The organism is Lentzea sp. NPDC102401, from assembly GCF_044765805.1.
Taxonomy (GTDB): domain Bacteria; phylum Actinomycetota; class Actinomycetes; order Mycobacteriales; family Pseudonocardiaceae; genus Lentzea; species Lentzea sokolovensis.
The window spans coordinates 1-16,313 of record NZ_JBIWKS010000006.1 but is presented as its reverse complement, the minus strand read 5'-3'; the positions used below and the strand labels follow the sequence as shown (position 1 = coordinate 16,313).

16 protein-coding genes and 2 pseudogenes are annotated in these 16,313 nt (G+C 65.3%); 11 read left to right on the top strand and 7 right to left on the bottom strand.

Annotation, left to right across the window (positions count from 1 at the left end):
• Positions 1-39 precede the first annotated feature (39 nt).
• On the bottom strand, positions 40-327 hold the full coding sequence (locus tag ACIRG5_RS21650; RefSeq protein WP_402907131.1) for a glutaminyl-peptide cyclotransferase: 288 nt from the start codon (positions 325-327) through the stop codon (positions 40-42).
• A gap of 17 nt (positions 328-344) precedes the next feature.
• Positions 345-578 (bottom strand): annotated as a pseudogene (locus ACIRG5_RS21645) (glutaminyl-peptide cyclotransferase); the annotation flags it as partial.
• Between the two features lie 234 nt (positions 579-812).
• Here ACIRG5_RS21645 and istA point away from each other — a divergent pair.
• Positions 813-2,421: pseudogene (istA, locus tag ACIRG5_RS21640) on the top strand (IS21 family transposase).
• Positions 2,418-3,191, top strand: coding sequence for an IS21-like element helper ATPase IstB (gene istB, locus ACIRG5_RS21635; RefSeq protein WP_402907129.1), 774 nt, complete (start codon positions 2,418-2,420; stop codon positions 3,189-3,191). Before istA ends, istB begins: the two are co-directional and overlap by 4 nt.
• A gap of 4 nt (positions 3,192-3,195) precedes the next feature.
• Here istB and ACIRG5_RS21630 read toward each other — a convergent pair whose 3' ends face one another.
• Entirely contained in the window at positions 3,196-3,411 is a 216-nt protein-coding gene (locus ACIRG5_RS21630; RefSeq protein ID WP_402907127.1) for a hypothetical protein, read from the bottom strand.
• Positions 3,412-4,209: 798 nt separating this feature from the next.
• Here ACIRG5_RS21630 and ACIRG5_RS21625 point away from each other — a divergent pair.
• The 3 genes from ACIRG5_RS21625 (at position 4,210) to ACIRG5_RS21615 (ending at position 6,121) form a co-directional block, all read left to right on the top strand.
• A complete protein-coding gene (locus tag ACIRG5_RS21625; RefSeq protein ID WP_402907125.1) occupies positions 4,210-4,947 on the top strand; it encodes an inositol monophosphatase family protein in 738 nt (245 codons plus the stop codon).
• 76 nt (positions 4,948-5,023) lie between these two features.
• Positions 5,024-5,524 carry a helix-turn-helix transcriptional regulator gene (locus ACIRG5_RS21620; protein WP_402907124.1) on the top strand — a complete coding sequence of 167 codons (501 nt, stop codon included), beginning with the start codon at positions 5,024-5,026 and terminating at the stop codon, positions 5,522-5,524.
• Between the two features lie 246 nt (positions 5,525-5,770).
• A complete protein-coding gene (locus ACIRG5_RS21615) occupies positions 5,771-6,121 on the top strand; it encodes a hypothetical protein (protein ID WP_402907122.1) in 351 nt (116 codons plus the stop codon).
• 220 nt (positions 6,122-6,341) lie between these two features.
• Here the strand turns inward: ACIRG5_RS21615 and ACIRG5_RS21610 are convergent, their stop codons facing one another.
• The 3 genes from ACIRG5_RS21610 to ACIRG5_RS21600 all read right to left on the bottom strand — a co-directional run bounded on the left by ACIRG5_RS21610 (position 6,342) and on the right by ACIRG5_RS21600 (position 8,945).
• Positions 6,342-6,608 carry a helix-turn-helix domain-containing protein gene (locus ACIRG5_RS21610; protein ID WP_402907120.1) on the bottom strand — a complete coding sequence of 89 codons (267 nt, stop codon included), beginning with the start codon at positions 6,606-6,608 and terminating at the stop codon, positions 6,342-6,344.
• Positions 6,609-7,038: 430 nt separating this feature from the next.
• Complete coding sequence (locus ACIRG5_RS21605; protein ID WP_402907118.1) at positions 7,039-7,884, bottom strand: SDR family NAD(P)-dependent oxidoreductase; 846 nt, start codon at positions 7,882-7,884, stop codon at positions 7,039-7,041.
• 29 nt (positions 7,885-7,913) lie between these two features.
• Positions 7,914-8,945 (bottom strand): GAF domain-containing protein, encoded by a 1,032-nt coding sequence (locus ACIRG5_RS21600; RefSeq protein WP_402907116.1) that lies wholly within the window; start codon positions 8,943-8,945, stop codon positions 7,914-7,916.
• Positions 8,946-9,457: 512 nt separating this feature from the next.
• On the opposite strand from ACIRG5_RS21600, the gene ACIRG5_RS21595 reads away from it, so the two are divergent.
• The 5 genes from ACIRG5_RS21595 to ACIRG5_RS21575 all read left to right on the top strand — a co-directional run bounded on the left by ACIRG5_RS21595 (position 9,458) and on the right by ACIRG5_RS21575 (position 14,488).
• Positions 9,458-10,273 (top strand): hypothetical protein, encoded by an 816-nt coding sequence (locus ACIRG5_RS21595; RefSeq protein WP_402907114.1) that lies wholly within the window; start codon positions 9,458-9,460, stop codon positions 10,271-10,273.
• Between the two features lie 295 nt (positions 10,274-10,568).
• Positions 10,569-11,219 (top strand): hypothetical protein, encoded by a 651-nt coding sequence (locus tag ACIRG5_RS21590; RefSeq protein ID WP_402907112.1) that lies wholly within the window; start codon positions 10,569-10,571, stop codon positions 11,217-11,219.
• A gap of 47 nt (positions 11,220-11,266) precedes the next feature.
• Positions 11,267-12,148 carry a hypothetical protein gene (locus ACIRG5_RS21585; RefSeq protein WP_402907111.1) on the top strand — a complete coding sequence of 294 codons (882 nt, stop codon included), beginning with the start codon at positions 11,267-11,269 and terminating at the stop codon, positions 12,146-12,148.
• Between the two features lie 490 nt (positions 12,149-12,638).
• Complete coding sequence (locus ACIRG5_RS21580) at positions 12,639-13,691, top strand: DNA-processing protein DprA (RefSeq protein WP_402907110.1); 1,053 nt, start codon at positions 12,639-12,641, stop codon at positions 13,689-13,691.
• Complete coding sequence (locus ACIRG5_RS21575) at positions 13,691-14,488, top strand: YgjP-like metallopeptidase domain-containing protein (protein WP_402907108.1); 798 nt, start codon at positions 13,691-13,693, stop codon at positions 14,486-14,488. Before ACIRG5_RS21580 ends, ACIRG5_RS21575 begins: the two co-directional genes overlap by 1 nt.
• 69 nt (positions 14,489-14,557) lie before the next feature.
• Here the strand turns inward: ACIRG5_RS21575 and ACIRG5_RS21570 are convergent, their stop codons facing one another.
• Positions 14,558-15,241 (bottom strand): phosphotransferase, encoded by a 684-nt coding sequence (locus ACIRG5_RS21570; RefSeq protein WP_402907106.1) that lies wholly within the window; start codon positions 15,239-15,241, stop codon positions 14,558-14,560.
• Positions 15,242-15,789: 548 nt separating this feature from the next.
• Between ACIRG5_RS21570 and ACIRG5_RS21565 the strand changes: the two genes are divergently transcribed.
• Complete coding sequence (locus ACIRG5_RS21565) at positions 15,790-16,248, top strand: hypothetical protein (protein ID WP_402907104.1); 459 nt, start codon at positions 15,790-15,792, stop codon at positions 16,246-16,248.
• The last annotated feature ends 65 nt before the right edge of the window (positions 16,249-16,313 follow it).

The following is a 16,313-nucleotide window of genomic DNA, read 5'->3' as shown; positions in this document are numbered from 1 at the left end:
TCCTGCTCCCGCACCGGCTTCGCGGTCGCCAGCGCCGCGCTACTGCGGCCTCGCCGCCAGCCGGACCTTCACCGGCCGAGGCCAACCACTTCCCGACAGCCAGAATTCGTTGCGCGCACCTTGAACCGACGCGATACCGCTGATCACATCTGCCTCCACAGCTACCGATCCCGCCATGGCCGGAGCGAGGTCAGCGACCGCGGTTACTGCCCGCGCTTCAAGGTCAACGCGTAGCAGCCAGCTGGTGTCCACGAGGCTTGCCCACACCTGACGCCTTTCACCGTCGCGCACGCACTCCAGTTCGCCAAGGCGCCGCTCGACCACCACCCGCCGTCCACCTCAATCACGCCCTTCTCGGCGAAGGTGTCCGCGCCTCGCAGTACGAGTCGCATCGACCCTTCGCTTTGCACCAGCTGGGTTCCGTCGTCGCACAGCCCCCAGCCTTCGCCTCGGTAGGACACCTGGCGCTGCTCGACCAAAGTGGACTGGTCGCGAGCGATCGCGACACCGTCCCTCAGGGTCAGCTGCCACACGATGCCTGGCTGGCTCGGACGCGAGCTGAAGGCGACTCCCGACATCGTGCGGCCAAGCTGATCCGTCAGCTGGATTCGCTCCACACCGCTTGCGTGTCGGCGCTCACGGATTTCCCCAGGTTAGAGCGGTTGCCGCTCACGTAATTCCTCAGGTCGGCGCTCACGTAATTCCTCACCGGGACGGTGAGCGTGTCGCCGTCGGTGTGGTCCTCGCAGAACGAAAGCTGCCTCCGTTGGATCAAGCTGACGGAGGCCCGTGTGGCGAGGAGAACGTTCAACGTGGTCGACGTGACCGAGATCTTGGTCCATTGGCATGCGGGTAGGTCGCAGAGTGAGATCGGGACCAGCCTGGGTGTGGATCGCAAGACAGTGAAGAAGTACGTGACCCCGGCGGTGAACGCCGGGCTGAAGCCGGGCGGGACCCGCCAGGACGGCCGAGCAGTGGGCCGAGCTGGTGCGGGGCTGGTTCCCGGAGCTGGCGGACATGCGGCTGCGGCAGACGACGTGGCCGGAGATCGAGCAGCACCGCGACTACATCGTGGCGATGCTCGCGGCCGGAGTCACCAAGCAGACGATCTGGCAGCGCCTGTCGAGTGAGCACGGCTTGCAGGCGTCGGTGGCGTCGCTGAAACGGTATGTCGCGGCGAACCTGCCCGAGGACAACCGGCGCGCCCAGGTCACCGTGCTGCGCGAGGATCCGCCGCCGGGTGAGGAAGCCCAGATCGACTACGGCTATCTCGGCTCGTGGACCGACCCGGTCGGCGGCCGGAAACGGCGGGTGTGGGTGTTCGTGATGGTGTTGGCCTGCTCGCGGTTGATGTTCGTGCGGCCGGTGCTGACGATGGACCAGCGGGCCTGGACCAAGGCGCATGTCGAGGCGTTCGCGTTCTTCGGCGGAGTGCCGCACCGGTTGGTGCCCGACAACTTGCGCACCGGTGTCGATCGCACTGACCTGTATGACCCGAAGATCAACCGCTCCTATGCCGAGCTCGCCGCGCACTACGGAACCCTCGTGGACCCCGCGCGTCGCGGCAAGCCGAAGGACAAGCCGCGGGTGGAACGGCCGATGCCCTATGTCCGGGACTCGTTCTGGCGGGGTCGTGATTTCGTGTCGCTGCAACAGATGCAGGATGCCGCGCTGGTGTGGTGCCGGGAGGTGGCCGGGCGTCGCTCGGCCCGGCCGCTGGCTGGCGCTTCCCCTGTCTCGGTGTTCGAGGCGGTGGAGGCTGAAGCGCTGCTTGCGTTGCCGCGTAAGCCTTTCGTGCTTGCCACCTGGTCCACTGGCACGATCGGCCCGGACATCCACGTCAAGGTCGGCAAGACGCTGTATTCGGTGCCGTGGCGTCATATCGGCCGGCGGGTCGACGCCCGAGCGACGCAGTCGATGGTGCAGATCTTCGATTCCGGTGAGCTGATCGCCACCCATCCGCGCAAGCCGGCCGGGAAGCAGACCGACTTCGCTCACTATCCGCCGGAGAAGATCGCGTTCCGGATGCGGACCCCGGTCTGGTGCCGCACCCGCGCGAGCGAGGTCGGTCAGGCGTGTGTCGCGGTGATCTCCGAATTGTTGGAGGTCAACGCCCTGTTCCGGTTGCGCGCTGCTCAGGGCGTGCTCGGCTTGGCCGACAAGCACGGACCGGCCCGGCTCGAAGCGGCCTGCGCCAAGGCGATCGCGGTCGGTGACCCGTCCTACCGCACCATCAAAGGGATCCTGGCCGCCGGACTGGAGAAAGACCCGCCACCACCAGCGACCGGTGATGGTGGTGCCGCGGCGTTCCTGCATGGTCCTTCGCGGCTGTTCGTGAACGTCGTGGCCATGCCCACCGCGGCCACCGCGCCCGTCACGGGCACCGCCATCACGAACGACGAGCCCGAGGTGTCGGCATGATCATCGACGTCGCGCTGGAGCAAGCGCTGCGCAGCTTGAAACTGTCAGGGATGCTGCAGACCCTCGAGGCCCGGCTGGCCCAGGCAAGGGCCGGGGAACTCGGTCACATCGAGTTCCTGCAGGTGCTCTGCCATGACGAGGTCGCCCGACGCGAGTCCCAGGCCATCGCCCGTCGGATCCGGCGGGCCCAGTTCGAGGAACAGTCCACCCTGGAAGGCTTCGACTTCGCCGCCAGCCCGAAACTGCCCGCCGCGCAGATCCGGGACCTCGCCGCGCTGCGCTGGCTCGCCGCGGGCGAGAGCGTGATCCTCTACGGGCCGGTCGGTGTCGGGAAAACCCATGTCGCACAAGGACTCGGACATCTGGCGATCCGTCATGGCGCGGATGTCCGGTTCGCCAAGACCAGCCGCGTCCTGGCCACCCTGGCCGGCGGGCACGCCGACCGCAGCTGGGACAAACGCCTGCGGGAACTGGCGAAACCCGCGGTGCTGATCCTCGACGACTTCGGCATGCGCGAGCTCACCGCACCGCAAGCCGACGATCTCTACGAGTTGATCTCCGAGCGCGCCGCGGCCGGTCGCTCGCTGGTCCTGACGTCCAACCGGTCGCCGGTGGACTGGTATCCGCTGTTCCCCAATCCAGTGGTCGCCGAGTCCCTGCTCGACCGACTCATCAACACCAGCCACCAGGTCTTCATGAACGGCCCCAGCTACCGACCCAACAAGCGCCCCAACCGAGCCGCCGCAACCAGCCAGGAGGCAACCGGGTAGAACATCACCACGGACCCACCACCTGCGGAATTACGTGAGCACAGGCGCCAGGAATTACGTGAGCGCCGACACTTGCGGCGTCGATCGCACGGATCCCTCCGCCCTCAGATCTGTTGGTGCTTTCCAGGAGCACACCTTCGCCGTTCACGAGGCCCGTGCCGTTGTTGTCGCCGCCCGTCATCTGCCCGACGACCGCGGCGGCGAAGGTTTCGACCTTCACCGCTCGGGTTGAAGCGGTCGCGGCCGACGTCGCTCGAGCAGGCGGAGACAGGCCTCGCCCTGGACGAGCCCGCTCTACGCAGGTGCACGCAGTCAGCAGGACCGCGGCCCCGACCGTCAGAGCCACGATGCGCGTGAGGTCCAGTCTGCGACCACCGAAGAGGTCAGGGGAAATCCTGCGTCGGTGCAACATTCGAACTCCTATACCCAAACGAATGCGAAATTCCCGCACAGCAGAAGCGTCCCGCCACACTCACCCAAACAATCAGCCAAACTCGGACGCCAAGGCGGCCTACCGCGGCAACACAGGCTCACTTCCCAGCTGCTGCACCTACATACGTTCACACGAATGCATGGTTCTGTCGCCGATCTAGCAGCCAAGACGTGCAAAGTTGCAGGCCCCGACCCCTGCAGGACAGCTGAGCGCGACATACACCACGACCTCTCGGCAGGCATTCTTCCAACTCGCGGAAGCCCGGGACAGTAGCCGAAACCGCGCCGAATTCCGTTGATCGAAAGATTTGGCAAGCCACGGCATTATTGGTGTAGGGTGAAACACCTCTCCTCCCCCACGCGCATCACGACAACCTGGGCATGTCGATGCCTTGGTGCATTCGCTCGCCTATTCGCGCCAAAGGGGGACTTACTCGTGTTCACACGCGTCGAGCGACTAACGGCATTCGCCGGACACGTTGCCGCACACGCGGCACGCCAGATCTGGTCCGACCGTCTGCGGACTGCCGGGGGGCCGTACCGAGGCGCCCGCCACACTTCCTGCGGCCTGCTCGTGCCAGCCAGCATGTCTTCCGAACACCTGACTCGCGAACTGGTCTCGCTGCATCGTCCCGGAGACGCAGTACTCGGCGAGGAGCCAGCCACGTCCGGCCAAATCACGTGGATCATCGACCCGCTCAACGGTGTCGACAACTACGTCAGCGGATTGCCCAGCTACGCGGTCTCCGTCGCAGCCGCGCTCGACGACGTCGTCCTGGCAGCTGCGGTTGCTGAACCGCACAGCCGTCGGCTCTGGATGGCAGGCCTGGGGCAGGGCGCTCACCTGCGCGACCCCTCTATCTCCACGGACTGGCTCGAGATCCGCGTTGGATCGACACAGCTGCTGGACGATGCACTGATCGGCACTGGATTCTCCGCTGCAGCAGCTATCCGCGCGGATCAGGCCGAGCTGGTGACGAGGCTCCTGCCGCAGGTCGCCGACCTGCGATGTGGCGGCGCACCTGCTCTGGAGCTCTGCCATGTCGCGGCAGGATGGCTGACGGCCTACGTCGAGCACGACGTCGGCCTGAGGGCGGCCGCCGCCGGCCTTCTCATCGCTCACGAAGCAGGCGCAACCGTCCACTGGCCAGGCCACAGAGGACCAGGCACACAACTGGGCGACCCGGTCTTCGCCGCGGCGCCAGGTATCTCCCACGCATTGCTGGAAGCGCTGGAGCAAGCCGGCGCCGCCTCTGTACCTCGATCCAGCGAGCCCCCGCCTCCGAGGTCCCCGCTGATCAACTCACCGAGCCGCACAGCCTGAAACCGAAGGGGCACAAGCAATGCCTAGGAGAGCAATCGACGAATGCCCGCGGTTCAACCCTGAGGTGTTCCACGCTGTGCGCAAGGCACGGATGAGCCGCCAGAGCCTCGGCCGCATGACCAACCTGTCGCAGCAAACCGTTGTGCGGCGGGAAACCGGCGTGAGCACACCGTCCGCACGCAACCTCCGCGCCGCCGCACAGGCGCTGCATGTGAGGCGCGCAGACCTGCTCTACCCACCTGATGGCGAACCCTCGCTTGCAGATCTGCGCATGAACTACGCGCTCACCACGGCCGAGTTGGCCGTGCGCAGCGCGACCAACCTGGGCCGTCTGCAGTTCTGGGAGCTCACCGGCCGCCTCGGCACCGCCGACGAAAGCGCGCCGCTGCTGTCCGCGTTCCTGGGGCTAGCCACCGACACCGTCGACCGGTATCTCCTCACCGGCCAGGTACCTGGCACGATCACTCGTCGGCTGGCGCAGGCACTGCACGTGGCGCCACTGGAGGTTCAGGCCGCGTTCGACCGTACCGCCACCCTGTATGAGGCTCGGCACCACGAAATCAGGACTGCCGCATGATGCCGCACTCTTCGTACTGACGTCACCAAAGCAAGCCGCACAGATTGCCGGCGAGGATCCCCGAACCGGCACTCTGTCATGCAAAGAAATATGACAGAGTCGCCGCTAACCAATATTCGCACGATTCGTTGACGCCAAACCCATATCGAGCTTCTCTTAGTTCACAGAGCGAAGGCGCAATCAGGCGCAAGGCATATGCGCCGACGCTCCACTGATTGAAATCAAGAGAGGCCGACTATGATTCGCATGTCCATCAGCCGATTCACGAGCGTGCTGGCCATTGCCACCACGTTGTTCGGCATCGGCGCCGTCAACGCCGAGGCCGCAACCAGCGAGCCCGCGCCACAGCCCACCGCATCCACGAGGGACTGCGCTGGCTACCCGTTCTCGACCGGTGACTGGGTCAACATCCGAGCGACGCCGGGCGGCCTGCCAATCCTCGGTCAGTCCATGCGTGGCGACCGTTACAGCTGGCCGAAATGGCCAGATGACTACAAGGACAACGACTGGATGCTGACCACAAACCTGCGCAACGGCGTCAGAGGCTGGGTCTCCATGCAGTTCATCGACTGGTACCAGCCAACCTGCATCGCATAGTCAGGTTAATGCGCGCCCACGTGCCCAGCGAGCGCGCATCATCTGATCCCAGGAAGGCTCGCGCTCACAATGAGCGCGAGCCTTCCGTCGAGCGTGGCCGAGCTGCACGACTCCGCCAGAGACCCACCGACAGCGAAGCGCACGGCCGGCGAAATCCGCGTACGACCGTGCGCCTCAGGTGCGTCGGCGAGCTGATGGTCCGCCGACGAGGTCTTTGCCGTCAGCTCACCAGATCCGTGTGGTCGAGCTGATCGGCGATCGCGCGCATCAGCGGTCCAACCTGATAGCGCCCGTCCTCATCACGCACCAGCACGTTGTTGTCGACCAAGCCCTTCAGCAACCGGTGCGTAGTGCTGATCGGCAACCCGGCTCCGGCGCTCAGGTCGGAGAGCCTCTTCGACGGCTGCCCCTCGGTGAACTGCCTCAGAATGCACGCGAACCGCTCAGGAGCGCTGACCTGAGGCGACTTCTCCAGCTCGGCGTTCATCTCTGTCCTCCCCTTTGGCATGGCTTCATCGCGACACGTCGGTTCAACCAGTCGACGTGCCTTGAGCTAACGGATGTTGAGGCGATTGAGAACCAGGCGAGCACCACTGGTGGCCCCGTGACCACGCCGAGGTACCAGTACGACAGCAACCGGGCCATCACAGGCCCGTGAGCGGAGGAACGTCCTGCAGGCGGGATCCACGCCGATGACCGCGACAGCGCGCCGCGAGGTCCCAGACGGTGGTTGCTGGAAGCTGACGTTCGCCAAGACATGTCGATCCCCGATCGCGTTCGAGGTCAGCGCAAAGCTGCCTCACCACTGCGTTTCAGGGATCAGCCCGATAGCGACAAAGCCAACCCAATCGGAATAGTCCGATTGGTCCAGCCTATGCAGTGCTCCCGATCACGTCAAACCATGTCACCGATCTGGGTCATGACCGACGGAACGGACGCCGGACCCGCCGGAGGAGCCGTCCTGCCGCAGGAACCAAGTCCTGATAGTGGCCGCCGGCAAGGCGTGCGAGGATCGCGACCAGCCGAGCGTCGTTCCCCACGAACACCCGCGCTCGACGGCGTTCAGCTCCACTCAGGACGATCGCCGCAGCTCGTTCGGGATCGGTGCGCGCGACGCGCTTCTCGAAGCCCCGGATCACCGCGTCACGAGGCTCGCCAGCCGCAAAGAGTCCATTGCGGACGATCGAAGTCCGCACTCCCCCAGGGAAGACACACGTCACCGACACCGGTGCGCCTGCGGATGTGAGCTCCTGCCGCAGCGACTCGCTGAAGCCACGGACCGCGAACTTCGACGAGTTGTAAGCGCTGTACTTCGGCATCGCCAGCAGGCCGAAAGCGCTTGAGAACGTCACGATCCGGCCGACCGGCGAGCTGATGAGGGCAGGAAGATGCGCCTTGACCGTGTACATCAGCCCCCGCCAGTTCACCGACATGACGCGCTCGATGTCCGCGACGTCGGAGTCGAGCAGACTGCCACGGTGGATGATCCCGGCGGCCGCGAACACCGAGTCGACGCCACCCAACGCTGAGGTCGTCGCGGCGGCCGCTGCCTCCACACCGTTCCAGTCCGTCACATCGACGACCTCGGCCACCACCTGCGCGCCGATCGATTCGCAGCGGTGAGCGACTTCCTCAAGACCATCAGCGTCGTGATCAAGCAGCGAGAGCCGTGCCCCACGTCGCGCGAGCTCAACGGCCAGAGCTCGCCCGATCCCCGCCCCAGCCCCGGTGATCACCGCGACCTTGCCCTCGAAGCAGCTCAAGATCTGGCACCTTCCCCGCGGCTGGCAACTCAGTCGACCTTCCCACGATCGGAGAGGGTCAGGGTGACGAGCGCCGCTTTGGTGTGTTGATCCAGAGCGATGAGGGCAGCGGATACCGCTACTTTCATCCACTCTCCGTCCTCCATGCGGAACCGTAGAACGCCGTCCGCCCGTCCGCTCGACACCAGCTCCTTCGACAGGCCGACCGCACTGCGCAGGTCTTCACGGTGAATCGCGGGACGGTGTTGTGCCTGCAGCGTCCAAGCGAGCCCTGGCATGGGGCTGTCGAGCCACTTCAAGAGCCTCATGGTGCGCAGGTCGGCGATCGCTCGCCATCGGCCGGGCGTTGCCTCCGCCGCGATGATCTGCTGAGCGAGCAGCACCGGCGTTGGAGGCGGCGCGGTCGGTACGCTCTCCGCGGATCCGATGTCATGCGTAATTCCGCGGACGATCAGCTCTACCCTGCCGCCGGGAGTTTTCATCTCGACGCACCGGCACGCGAAGTGCACGGCCCGCCGTTCACCGTCGTCCCGGTTCACGGTCCACGTCGCCAGGTGCTCCGCACCCGTCCTCGCATTGACGATGAGCGCCAGCGCCTTGGCCTCGTCTGCGTTGGTCGTCAGCCGCTGATAGGCGAAGAGTTCAGCGAGGTCGTGCTCGTTTCGCCACTTGTCCGGTCTCGTCCCGTACAGCCGCAACAGATCGTCGGACCGACTGCTCACGTGCAACGTGAGGTTGATGTGCCAGGCACCAGCAGGATCGCGCGGCGGCGGATCCTCATCCAGCGGCCCCACCCACAGGTAGACGCCGTGGACCAGCCCGCCATAGGCAAGCAACGGGTGACCGATCACACGACGTTTGCCCGTGGTGGTCCGGACCTCGACTGACCGACCCCCGTCGACAATGCGCGCGGTGACGCCGAGCGCGTCGGCGAGGAAGGGCCCACGCCCGAGCACCGAACGAAGCGGAACCATGTTCTTCGGGTTGCTTCCAACAGCGAGCACCGTCGGCTCGCAACGAGAACCCCCGAAGGTCTCGACCAACAACCAGTCGGCCGCCATCGCTCCGTCCCCCCGGTCGAAGATTGGCCTGCTCAGGCAGGCTAACTCCACCACGCGGTTCGCGCTTGGAGCTTGTCCAATGCGCTAGCGCCGAGGTCGTCGAATCATGCAGTCGAGTGAGTTCTTAAGTTGGTTCCTAGTCCAACAGAGTTGAGGCGAAGTCCCGGTGTTGTCCCGCGTGCGGCGGGCGACCCACACGATGCACCGTCCCACCGAGAAGCTCAAGCCCAAAAGAGGGGCTTGCCCTTCTCGGCGCGCCAGTGCATTTCGTGTGCGCCCGCCGCACGCGGGACAACACTGCGCTGTGTGCAGTGAACGGACGCGTGCATAGCGGGAGTTGAAGCAGATCTTCCTCCGCCAGGCACTGCCGACACGTCGTCCGCATCGACTAGTTCGTCGCCTGAGCACGTTCACAAAGGCCGGCCGCATTCCCGAGGGGCGCGGCTGGCCTTTAGGTGCGCACTCAACTGGACCTGTCAGTTTTCATGAATCGAACGCGAGGAACTGACAACATGAATCCCGCTTGCGATCATCCGTGGTTCCAGATCCACTCGGTTAGCCCTGAAAATATCGTGCAACACTACAAGTTGGCATCGTCCGATGAAATCGAGCGAGGCATACGCTGGTATCGGGATGCCAACCACGTCGCCGTAGCAATCGCGGATGGCAATGCTCATCTCGGCGCAGGAATGTTGGCCATCTATTCGCCCCAGCAGGGCTGGATCGAAAACATCCTCACCGCAGCCCGCGTACTCCAAGAAGGCAAGGGGATCGGCGGCCCAGACTCAGGAGCGTTCGCGTCTGCCCAGCAGAGGCGTGCTGCCGATCGCCTCCTGTCAGGCGAGCGGTACGAGGACCTCCTCACTGGTCCGAAGATCCGCGACTTCGCCCACCTGATCGAGCACGGCGGCGACAAGGATGCGGAAGATCCGCACGTCGTGGTGGACCGGCACGCGATCTCGGTCGCGATCGGCCACCCGATCACCACCGAGGAGTACGGCTCCGCGCCTCTCAAGGGGGCCAGGCGCCGCGACGGTTCGATCAGCCGTCGGCACTACGACCACGTGGTCGATCAGTATCGACTTGCTTCAGAACTGACGACCGCCAGCTCCGGCCGCCTTATGGCGGCGCACCAGGTCCAGGCCGTTACGTGGCTCGTCCGGCAGCGACTCAATCAGGAAACCGAGCAGCAGCGCGGCCTTAACCCCCTCGACAAGGCACGAAATCGCGCTCGCGCCAATTCCGAAGTGGCCTGGCAGGCCTTCAGGGAACAGCACCTACCTGAGTTGGACGTTTTTCCCAGCGCCGGCTATCTCTCCGCCGCATAGCGCGCGGGACCTCACGCGCCTTGCCGAAATTTCTGGAACCCGCCGCGTTAATAACACGAAAGGGGGCAGCACGATGTCTCAGGATCGCCATGCCGCTGAGTCGGCGCGTGCAGAACTCGCGAGGGAGCGAGCTCGCGCAGACTCGTTCGAGAGGGTCAACCGAGCGCAAGCCGCCAGTCTCCTGGAGCTGGCCGCGCTCGCCGCCGAACTTCGGTGCCAGGTTGCCGGCCTGGCAGACGACGCCCTGAGCTCGGAGCCCCTTCCCCTACAAGGTCTGCGCAACATCACGGGTCGGATGAACGGGTTGGCGCAGACCCTCAGTCGGGCCGCACACGGCTACGCGGGTGCGCAGACGACCGACATGCTGTACCGGAATGTGGACGACGACCTCCGCTCCAACAACTGGACGCCTCGGCCTGATCAGGGCCTCCAAGGAGCGCTGCCCCCGATCCCGATCTCAGAGATCGGTGACGGCATCCGAGGCTTCGCCCGCGGCTGGCACCGCGGACCCCAATGGATCACGTTGTGGTTCACGAGTCCGACGACGATAGCCCACGCCGACAGCAGTGACCACGGCGGCCTGACCGACGTCGACGCCGTACACGCGGTGATCACCTCTTCTCGTTCCTTGTCCGCGTCGGCGTTGGCCGAGTGGGCGGATGCGCGCCAGCAGGCTCACATCACTGCGTTCGACGCGCCCTACAGCCGAGTGTTCGAGCATCTCCGCGCCGGACCCTGGTGCGAGATCGATGTCGACCGATGCGACGAGCACGGAGTGCGGACACCCGGCGGTCTCGGCAACCGCTCAGAGTGGGCGAGCCTGAGCGACCCCGACTTCAGGCTCTACGCCTGGGGAATCGGCGACGAGCCCGCTCACGTCCGCTATTGGGCCGGCCCCGTGGTGAACATGGCCCATCTGATCCAGATCACCGGCGAGTACCGCTGACGCTTCTCGTTCCAGCCACCACCTCACGAAGGCCGAGGCGAACAGCCATGCCCATCAACAACCTGACGACCGCTGCTCCGAGCGACATCGACGCCGAGCTCGAGCGCCTCAACCTGCAACTCGCCAAGGCGGAGCAAGCTGTCTTGGCGCTCAGGAAGCGTCGACGAGATCGCATCGAGCGCGGCGAAATCGATCTCGCGGACGACGCGTTGATAGTCCAGATCGAGCAGGCGTGTTCTGCTGCCGACGCGTGTGAGGCCGAGGCCGCACCCCTCGAGCAGGAGTTCACACGGCGCGGTGGCTGGACCCGTGCCTGGCTCGTGCTCAACACCGGCGGCCACGTGCATCGCACTACCGCCTGTCGAACCTGCTTCCCCACCACAAAGTTCGCGTGGCTCACACACCTCTCCGGACACGACGAGGTGGAGATCGTCGATCTGGCAGGCAGGGCCGCCTGCACCGAGTGCTACCCGAGCGCACCAGTCGAGGTTCGAAGTCAAACCAGTCGAATCAAGACCCCTGACCAGCTCGCACGGAGCGCCGAGCGAGCGCAACGGGCACGTGCAAAGGCTGCGAAGGCTGCGAAGGCTGCGAAGGCTGCGAAGGCTGCGAAGGCTGCGAAGGCTGCGAAGGCTGCGAAGGCAGTCTCTTCACCTGATGGCACTCCCCTGCGCACCAAGCACTGTGGACTGATCAAGACCGAGTTCACCGCCCGACGTTCGTATACCGACTTGCTGAGCTACGCCAGGTACTTGACGCGGCAGAACGTGGTCTTCCACCGCGCCAGCATCGCCGAGCACCAAGAGGACGCACGACTCATCCTCGCCGCGCTGTCGGCGAAGCACGGCCGCACCGAGGACGACCTGCTTGAGGAGCTCGCGCCCAAGGTCGAGGCCAAGTGGAGGCGGGAGCACAGCAAGTGGGGATGACGACTCCGCCCCAACTTCTTCTCACGTTCAAACCTGAAGGAAGGTCCAATGTGTACCCAACAGTGGGCTGCCATCCCGGTGTTTCCCTCGTGCCCTGAATGCGGGGGCGACCTGCAAATACGTCCAGAGGAAGACCTTCGGCACGTCTACTGCGTGCGCGGCACTTGTCCCTTCATAGGAGACGCCGCAGGCGACGTCGTCATCCAACACCTCCAACCTGACGAGGGGTGGCCCCGCCCAGAGATGGAAGGCCGCAAGGTCCCCTGGGTCACACCGGTCATCGGCGACCGGGTCGCCTGGGCAGCACTCAACGGAGCACGTGTCCGGGAGGCACTGCGGCGCTGGCTTTGCCAGGTCTGCGGTGAGCCCTTGGACCGGCGATCACGAGCCTGGGTTGCGGTTTCCGAAGGTGTCGTTGCTGAGGGCGGCCCGATGCACAAGAAGTGCTTTGCGTTCTCCGCAGCGGCGTGCCCGGCGCTCCGCAAGGAGCGTGCAGGCACGGTCCTCGTCGAGGTTCGTCACGGCGACCAACACCACGGCTGGGAAACAGTCATCGGACGCCTTCTCGCCTACTGCATGTCACACGGCCAACTGCCGGATTTCGTTCCCCTCTAACAAGTTACAAGCGATTCGCCCTTTTGACGAGGCCGCTGTCAGGGAGCTGATCATGTCCTCAGATGCAGAGCTTCGCGCACGTCTCTACCTGTTGCGCGTCGCAGAACCTCCAGCACCGGCGCTGCAACAGTACGTCGCTGTTCACGGTCCGGTGGAAACTGTCGCTCAGATCCGATCGGGAACTGCACCTGCGACAGTTCTCGGCGAGAGCAGCCGATCCGATGTCGACATCGACGACGACCTGGACATCATCGACCGCGGAGAGGCACGTCTTCTCACACCTGAGCACGACGACTGGCCGTTCGGCCGGCTCAGCGGGCTCACAGCCCGCGGGGCGCCACTCACGTTGTGGCTCAAGGGGAATGGGTCGTTGGCCGACCTCACGAAGCGAGCCGTGACGGTGACAGGCTCACGTGCTGCTTCCGCCTACGGCCAGTCCGTTGCCGAAGAGTTCGGCAACGGATTCGCGCGCGCCGCTATCACCGTCGTCAGCTGCGGCTCGTACGGAATCGGCAGTGCTGCGATCCGCGGAGCCCTTGCGGCTGGCGGCCGGGCGGTCGTCGTGCTCGCCAACGGGGTCGACTTGCCAAATCCGCGCGCGCACGCTGACCTGTACCGCGCAGTGATCGACAGCGGCGGTCTGGTGGTCAGCGAGTATCCGTTCGGCGCCGCGCCGACACGACACCGGTTCCACGCCCGTTGTCGTCTGCTCGCGGCGCTCACCGGAGCGACGGTTGTGGTGGAAGCAGGCAGGCGGAGCGGATCGCTCGCGGTGGCGGGCATGGCCAACGAGCTCGGGCGACGCACCTACGGTGTACCTGGGTCGATCTACTCCGTCAGCTCCCAGGGCGTCCACGAGCTGCTTCGAGCCGGTGATGCAACTGTGGCCACGTCTGTCGAGCACATCGCTTTTGTGGACGGTCTGTGATGACCAACGCCGACAACCATCTCGCCGCGTTGGCAGCTCTCGGGCTTCCCAGTGAGTGGCGCACCACCGTGGCACTCCGCCCGCAGAACCGGCTGATCACGATCAGGGTCAAGTCCAACGGTGCTGTCGCCGTCTTGGTACCGACTTCGGCCACCACTGAGCGAGTAGTGAAGTTCGTCAGCGAACGGCGCTCTTGGATCAACCAGCAGCGCGAGCGCTACGAGCTCTGCGCTCCCCAATATCCCGCCAAAACACTCGTCGACGGTGAAACTTTCGACCTTCTCGGTCGCCGATGCCTGCTTCGCCTCGTCAAGACACCGCCCGCCGGCATCCACGAGCTTCCCGCGATCGCGGACGAGGGCATCCTTTACGCGAAGCGTCAACGTCCTGATGTCGCCCGTCGTGCGATCACGGGCCTCTATCGCGATGCAGGCCTCGCCTGGATGCAACAGGAAGGTCGTCGGTACGAAGTAGACGGTGGGATGTCCGGGCCCTCCTACGCCGTGCGCAATCTCGGCCGGCAGCGCTGGGGCATCTACGAAGGTCCGGACAAGCACCTCGTGACGATGCACTGGACGGCTTTCGCCTTGCCGATGCCGCTTGTCGAGTACGTCTTCGTCCACGAGCTGGCTCACGCCGCTCAGCCCGCCGGGCGCGCTCACGGTCCGCAGTGGCGACAGCGTCTGCGAATTTGGATGCCGGACTGGCGTCGACGGCACGCCGAACTGCTCGGGATGTGCCGTCACGCCTGGTTCGGCGATTGCAGGTCGGGCGACGCTCCTCAGGCTCCGCTGTAGAGCGGACGGTGTTCGATGATCACGCGTCCGCCACGGCCTCGCGCCCAGTGGCCGACGATCCTTGCAGTATCAACCTACAGCTCGCTCCAGAAGCCGCCGGTGTCGTTGCACCCAGGCTGCGCTCCGGATTCGCCATGCGAGACCCCACAGGGGAGCGGGATCACCGCTGTCCGGTGTGATCGAGGCCTCGATCGCTTCGTGGGCCGCGTCCTGCACTGCGACGGTGATGATCGTCTCCACCAGTTCACCACGATCGGCCGCGCCGAGTCCGTATCCGTCGGCGATCAATCTGACCTGCCTGGCCCGATCCTCCGGAGAGCCAAGACCGACACGTTCGGCCACGTCATCGTCGTGAAGCTGGGCGTTCAACCAGCACACCTGCGCCAACTCCACTACCGGATCAACCGGACCAGCCACCTCCCAGTCGATCAAGGCGACCGGCAACCCCTCCCGCTCCACGATATTCCACGGTCCCGCATCACAGTGGCCGATCACCGGAGCCCGATGACCGAGCCGCCGTCCATACCAAGGACGCCATATCGCTCGATCCGGCATCCGAAACGATGCGGTCGCACGACGCAATTCACCCAGCAACTCACCGACGGCGAAGGCCCCGGCATCGCTCCACGGACCGGGGTGGACGAAACCGCCCTCGATGAAGGTCAGCGTCTCCTGGCCGGTGACCGGATCCAAGCCCGTGCCAACAACACGAGGCGCTCCATGGAAACCGACCACCTTCAAATGACGCAACACGCCCAACACCGTGGCCGACCAGGGCCCTGGAGCCCGCAAGACGACCCCGCCGCGACGGCTGACCGCCGTCCGGCCACCGCCGTCCAGCGTGACCTCCGAGGCATCGCCGCAGTCTCCATCCATTGGCCACCTCGTCCCGTCGCTCACCACACCGGAAGACAGCCAACCCACTCACGGGTCGTGACGCCACTGGATATCAGCCACCGCCGCGAACACTGCACCCCGGAACAGCCGCATCGAGCACCACGAACGGCCCGGCCGGCAACCGCACAGACAAGCGAGAGAAGCACGGCGTGGAGTGATCAGGCTCGGCGCACTCGGCTGCGGCTGCCCGGCTGTGAGCACACCGGTATCTGCAACAACTGCCCTCGCTGGGCTCTGACCTGGCGAGAAGCCGTCGTGGACGCCATTCGCGACTCGGAGCGGCGCCTCATCCCGCACTGAGCGAGGCAGTCACTTCCGCTCCTGAAATCCACGTTCGCCCCGGTGCATCACGCGTTCGCGCCGGGGCTTTGCCATGCCATCAACCCTGAAGAGAGGCCGTCACCATGAGGAAGCTCCGCGTCAAGAGCAACACGAGCCCCGAGCAGGTCGTAACCGGGACCACCTCCGATCAGGCTCACCGCTATCCATACGTCCTGCACGGCGTCGATCCGCGGACGCTGCGCACGAACCAGAACTCCCGTCGGACGCGGGATGTCCGCGAGGAGCGATCTGACCTGGTGTCCGCCGTCGAACAGTTCGGATTGGACACGCGAATCTCGATGATCACGGTCGCTGACGAGGCAGAAGGCCTCACGGTGCTCGTCGGCCACCACCGCCATGCCGCCGCGGTGGCTGTGAAAGAGGACAAGAAGCCCGACCTGCTCATCGACGTCCTGGTCCACGCGCCCGGCACGACTCCCCTGGACCTGACGGTCGCCCAGGCCATCGAGAACATGAACCGCCAGAGCTACACCCAGGACGAGGAGGTCGCCGGGTCTGCTGCACCTTTAGGTGACATCTGAGTTGGCTTGCCGTGATGGTGAGCTGGGAGGATGTCGCTGTGCCCAAGCCCTACCCCCAGGAGTTC

What these genes read in the sequence shown, in the direction of transcription:
- ACIRG5_RS21585 (WP_402907111.1), top strand. Translation starts at nt 11,267, where the DNA reads ATGCCCATCAACAACCTGACGACCGCTGCTCCGAGCGACATCGACGCC.
- ACIRG5_RS21625 (WP_402907125.1), top strand. Translation starts at nt 4,210, where the DNA reads ATGTCTTCCGAACACCTGACTCGCGAACTGGTCTCGCTGCATCGTCCC.
- ACIRG5_RS21565 (WP_402907104.1), top strand. Translation starts at nt 15,790, where the DNA reads ATGAGGAAGCTCCGCGTCAAGAGCAACACGAGCCCCGAGCAGGTCGTA.
- istB (WP_402907129.1), top strand. Translation starts at nt 2,418, where the DNA reads ATGATCATCGACGTCGCGCTGGAGCAAGCGCTGCGCAGCTTGAAACTG.
- ACIRG5_RS21615 (WP_402907122.1), top strand. Translation starts at nt 5,771, where the DNA reads ATGTCCATCAGCCGATTCACGAGCGTGCTGGCCATTGCCACCACGTTG.
- ACIRG5_RS21595 (WP_402907114.1), top strand. Translation starts at nt 9,458, where the DNA reads ATGAATCCCGCTTGCGATCATCCGTGGTTCCAGATCCACTCGGTTAGC.
- ACIRG5_RS21590 (WP_402907112.1), top strand. Translation starts at nt 10,569, where the DNA reads ATGAACGGGTTGGCGCAGACCCTCAGTCGGGCCGCACACGGCTACGCG.
- ACIRG5_RS21610 (WP_402907120.1), bottom strand. Translation starts at nt 6,608, where the DNA reads ATGAACGCCGAGCTGGAGAAGTCGCCTCAGGTCAGCGCTCCTGAGCGG.
- ACIRG5_RS21575 (WP_402907108.1), top strand. Translation starts at nt 13,691, where the DNA reads ATGACCAACGCCGACAACCATCTCGCCGCGTTGGCAGCTCTCGGGCTT.
- ACIRG5_RS21600 (WP_402907116.1), bottom strand. Translation starts at nt 8,945, where the DNA reads ATGGCGGCCGACTGGTTGTTGGTCGAGACCTTCGGGGGTTCTCGTTGC.